Source organism: Flavobacteriales bacterium, from assembly GCA_013001705.1.
GTDB lineage: Bacteria > Bacteroidota > Bacteroidia > Flavobacteriales_D > JABDKJ01 > JABDLZ01.
The window spans coordinates 1-4428 of sequence record JABDLZ010000077.1 but is presented as its reverse complement, the minus strand read 5'-3'; the positions used below and the strand labels follow the sequence as shown (position 1 = coordinate 4428).

General features: G+C 49.9%; 5 protein-coding genes. 1 reads left to right on the top strand and 4 read right to left on the bottom strand.

Features of this window, described 5'->3' with window-relative positions:
* Positions 1-701: bifunctional phosphoribosylaminoimidazolecarboxamide formyltransferase/IMP cyclohydrolase PurH (locus HKN79_03080; GenBank protein NNC82535.1), on the bottom strand; the 701-nt coding region annotated here is incomplete at its 3' end.
* 186 nt (positions 702-887) lie between these two features.
* Between HKN79_03080 and HKN79_03075 the strand changes: the two genes are divergently transcribed.
* Complete coding sequence (locus tag HKN79_03075; GenBank protein ID NNC82534.1) at positions 888-2135, top strand: FtsX-like permease family protein; 1248 nt, start codon at positions 888-890, stop codon at positions 2133-2135.
* Positions 2136-2137: 2 nt separating this feature from the next.
* Here HKN79_03075 and HKN79_03070 read toward each other — a convergent pair whose 3' ends face one another.
* The 3 genes from HKN79_03070 to HKN79_03060 all read right to left on the bottom strand — a co-directional run.
* Positions 2138-2830 carry a hypothetical protein gene (locus HKN79_03070; GenBank protein ID NNC82533.1) on the bottom strand — a complete coding sequence of 231 codons (693 nt, stop codon included), beginning with the start codon at positions 2828-2830 and terminating at the stop codon, positions 2138-2140.
* A gap of 58 nt (positions 2831-2888) precedes the next feature.
* Positions 2889-3980: a tetratricopeptide repeat protein gene (locus HKN79_03065; protein NNC82532.1), complete on the bottom strand. Its 1092-nt coding sequence runs from the start codon at positions 3978-3980 to the stop codon at positions 2889-2891.
* A partial coding sequence (locus HKN79_03060; protein NNC82531.1) for a sigma-70 family RNA polymerase sigma factor occupies positions 3973-4428 on the bottom strand: 456 nt, incomplete at its 5' end. The genes HKN79_03060 and HKN79_03065, both read right to left, overlap by 8 nt.

The following is a 4428-nucleotide window of genomic DNA, read 5'->3' as shown; positions in this document are numbered from 1 at the left end:
CCATCGAGCTTGTCGAAGATGGCTTCCAGATCACCATAGAACACTCCTTGCTGGTGAGGGTTCTCTCCGAAACGAAGCGCATTTCCTTCTCCCAATGTGATCGAGGAGTCTTGCCCTGAGAAATACGCATGAATAGCCAGATCATACTGGGAACTCACTTGGAATGCCTCTTGGGCGAAGTTCTTACGATCCGATTCTGAGATCGTCCCGTTACCCTTCTCGATAAGCTCCAGCAGTCTAGCGTATTGTCCACGCTGCGAGACGATCAGCACGTCCCTGTAATTCTTGGCTGCAGCTCTGATCAAGGAGATACCACCGATGTCGATCTTTTCGATGATGTCATCGTGCGATGCGCCATCGGCTACCGTCTGCTCGAAAGGATACAGATCCACGATGACCAGGTCCATCTCAGGGATACTCAGCTCCTCTACTTGTGCCACATCGGTATCCTCATGCCTACGAGCGAGGATTCCACCAAATACTTTGGGGTGCAAAGTCTTGACCCTTCCCCCAAGTATGGAGGGATACCCGGTGAGATCCTCTACCCTATGGACAGGAATGCCCTGCTCTTCTATAAAACGCTGCGTGCCACCTGTAGAGAACAACTCCACTCCAAGTGCGTTGAGTGAGCTGACGATAGGAGCCAATCCATCCTTATGGAATACGGATATCAGCGCATTCTTGATCTTGATATCGGACATGGTGAAATGGGGTTTTCAAATGGAGTACAAAGAAACGCCAAGGAACGAAGTTCTTGCCCCTTTGAATGGGATTCTTAGGCCACAGTTGATAAAGCACTTATGATCGTGGATAGCCATTGACATGGATCACAGACCGATGCTATTTCTCAGCTGTGTCTCACAGGGGATATTCGCATATTCGTTGAGATGTTATCGTTCACCGAGATCAAGGAGAGTCTGAATTTCAGCACGCAATCGCTGCTGGTCAACAAGCTTCGCACCTTCTTGTCCCTATTGGGTGTCACCATAGGGATATTCGCCATCATGAGCACATTCTCTGCCGTAGACTCCTTAGAGGATACTGTGAAAGGCATGTTCTCCTCCATGGGTGACAATCTCATATTCGTCCATAAGATGCCTTGGGCACCGGAAGAAGGGGATGAGGAGTATGCATGGTGGGAATACATCAAACGGCCCGAGCCTAGTATAGATGATCTGGACATGCTCATGTCCCGATTGACCAAGGCAGAGAATGGGGCATTCCGATGTGATGTGATGCGCGAACTCAGATACTATAACAATGTGATCGATGCAGCACCTGTGCTCATCTGCTCCAAAGGGATGGAACAGGTCTATCCATTCGAGATCGAGGAAGGCCGATTCTTCACCTCGTCAGAGGAGAATATGGGAAAGGCGGTATGTTTGGTAGGAGCCAAGATAGTGGATGACCTCTTTGGCGGTTCGGATCCGATAGGCCGTACGATCAAGGTGGGCGGACGCAAGGCTGTAGTGATCGGTCATCTGGTGCGAGAAGGGGAAAGTTTCCTAGGTGGCTCGATCGATGAAGTGGTCATGGTCCCCACAGGATTCGGAAGGAACATCGCTGACCTCACACGAACAGAGAATATGCTTCTCATCACCTCCAAACCCGGGGTCAGCAACATTGCTCTGATGGACGAGATCGAGGGGAAACTGCGGGCCATCCGCAAGCTTCCACCGCGGAGAAAGAACGACTTCTCTATCGATGAGTTGAGTGTGATCACCAATTTCTTCGATGGGATATTCGGTTTCTTCAAGATGGTAGCCTTGGTGATCGGAGTGTTCTCCATTCTGGTAGGTGGTTTTGGCATTGCCAACATCATGTTCGTTTCGGTCAAGGAACGCACTAATATCATCGGGATCCAAAAGGCTCTAGGTGCCAAACAGGCTTTCATCCTCTTGCAATTCCTTGTGGAATCTGTCATTCTGTGTCTGATAGGTGGCATGGTGGCCATCCTGCTTATCCTACTGGTATTCTGGGGATTGAATAGCGCCTTGGGCTCGGAGTTCTATCTAAGCTGGATGAATCTGGTGCTCTGTGTGAGCATTGCGGTGATCATCGGAGTGATCGCTGGATTTGTTCCTGCATGGCAGGCCAGTCGCATGGATCCCGTAGTGGCGATCAGGGCCAGTTGATCTCAGAATACGAGCGAAAGCCCCACCTGCGGCACGATCATGTGCATATTGGACTCTTGGATATTGTAATCAATACCGCCTTGTGAGTCCACTGTCAGGCTGTCCAGATCGACCAATCTCACCTCACCGCCTCTGAGTACCTGTACTTTGCCATCCAGATAGAGGTGCTTGCTGATACCGAGCATCAGACCTCCACCATAGCCGTAACTGTTCACTCCCTCGTTGTGCTTGGGCCGGGTCTCTGTGACATAGGTGCCATCTGCTGACTCGTAGCTGAGTTCGGACTCTGTCTGATACACTGTGACCCCGAAGAAGGCTTCCAGATAGGGCCGGATACCTCCCCTGAACGGAGCAAGCCTGATCATAGCATGATATTTCCTGATCTCAGAGCTGAAGTCCATCTCTCCATTGTAGACCTGTTCGGCCTCATCTCTCAATTCGACCAAAGTCTTCTCACTGCCCATACTGTTCCAACCATACTCTCCTCCGAATCGCAGGAGTTTGGTCTTACCTACTGGCAGAGTGACACAGGCATTGAGCCCCGAAGGGTATCCGTTGAATACTTCTGAGAATTCATTCTGAGGGAGACCCATCTGCACCTGTCCGGTCAGTTGTAGTCCATTGGCACGGTCTATCTGCGCTGTGAGTGAGAGCGCGAGAGTTAAGAGTCCTATGCAAAAGATAGTTCGGATCATCCCTTCAATGGTCACAAGGCCTATGCCAAAAAGCGATAACGACCTCGTATTCAATTTGCTAAAGTCCTAACAAAGCTCGTGCTTTTTGAGCATAGAAGCCCTCTTTATCAACAATTCCCTGAAGGATAGATTGTGCAGATGCATCCTTATCCTGTTGCTTCAAAGCGAGGGCGAGATACCATTCTCCTTCTTGATCGAAGACCTTACGTGGGTGGGTCATGGCCCTTCTGAAATACTTGGTGGCCCGGTCCCATCGCCCCAGATTATAATAGCACAGCCCCCCGTAGAAGGCCACGTTGAGGTCATTGGGATGTTTGCTCTCCACCCGTTTCAAAAGCACAAGGGCGCGCTTGTAATCCCTTGACGAGAACAATTGCATGATCTCCGCCATCATTTGCTCATAATCGACTGTATGGATCTCTGCTATCTGTCTCAATTCATTGTCCTGCGCTTCATAGACCGCCTCTGTACCACTCAGCACATCACTTTTCAAGAAGTACTCTGTTCCATAATCACCGCGATAATCGGCCAGTTTGAAGTCGGAGAGGTAGAAGATATCCGGTCGAGGAATCTGGATGGATGAGTCCGTTTCCCGGTGGCTGCTATCCACACCTTTGGGCCGGATGGGATCTGGAGCTTCCCTTCTGAGAATCCGCTCTTCCTCAAATCGCTGAAGTTCTTGTTGGTCGACTTTGGTCTGGGATGGGATGATCTCCTGGGTCTGATCGATCGTTCGGGATAGTTGTATCTCCATGATAGTGAGTGAGTCCTCGTACATGGCCACCTGTCTCCTACCCTCTTCTAAATTCTCTTCCAACTGTGTGGCCATCTCATCCAGGCCATCCTGCTGGTATGTGGAGACCGAGAAATACAGTAATCCTGCAATCACAACACCGACCATCAAGGGGCCAGTGACCCCAAATCCCTGACCTGTAGTCCCGAGGGAATCTCCACCTCGTTGATCCCATTTGCTTTGCAGGTCGGCCATGGAGAGCTGTCCACTGGCCAATACATATCCTTCAAAGGCTTCTGACAGGAAGGGGTCATCGAGCATATCCTGTTCGAATCGCTGTGCATCCAACTCATTCATACGACCTTGGCGATAGGCCTTGAAGTGCTCTTCTGTCCATATGCCGCTGTGATTATCCATGATCGAATTCTTCGTGTTGTTCCAAGATGATTTTCAGATTGCGCTTACCATTCTGTATGTGGCTCTTGACCTTACCCAAAGACATATCCTGTTCCTTAGCGATCAGCTTGTAGGATTTCCCTTTCAGGTAGAATTCGGCTACGCAGTTTCTCTGATCCGTATTCAGATGTTGCAGCGCTTCTTCGAGCATATCCAATTTTTGATCGATCCATTGCTTGATCTGCAATGAGTGTAGACCTGTGTCCTCCACATCGCGGTCCAGTTCCTGCCACCTATGGCTTTTCTGCTTTCTCAGCAGCATGAGGCAATGATTGCGTGAGGTGGTGTAGATCCAGGATCTGAAATTCTCGACCTCGTGCTGCAGAAGTTTCTGATGGAGCTGCTCGAATATGTCGCAAACCGCATCTTCCGCTGATTCTTTATCCTGTAGATACTTATAGCATAGCCC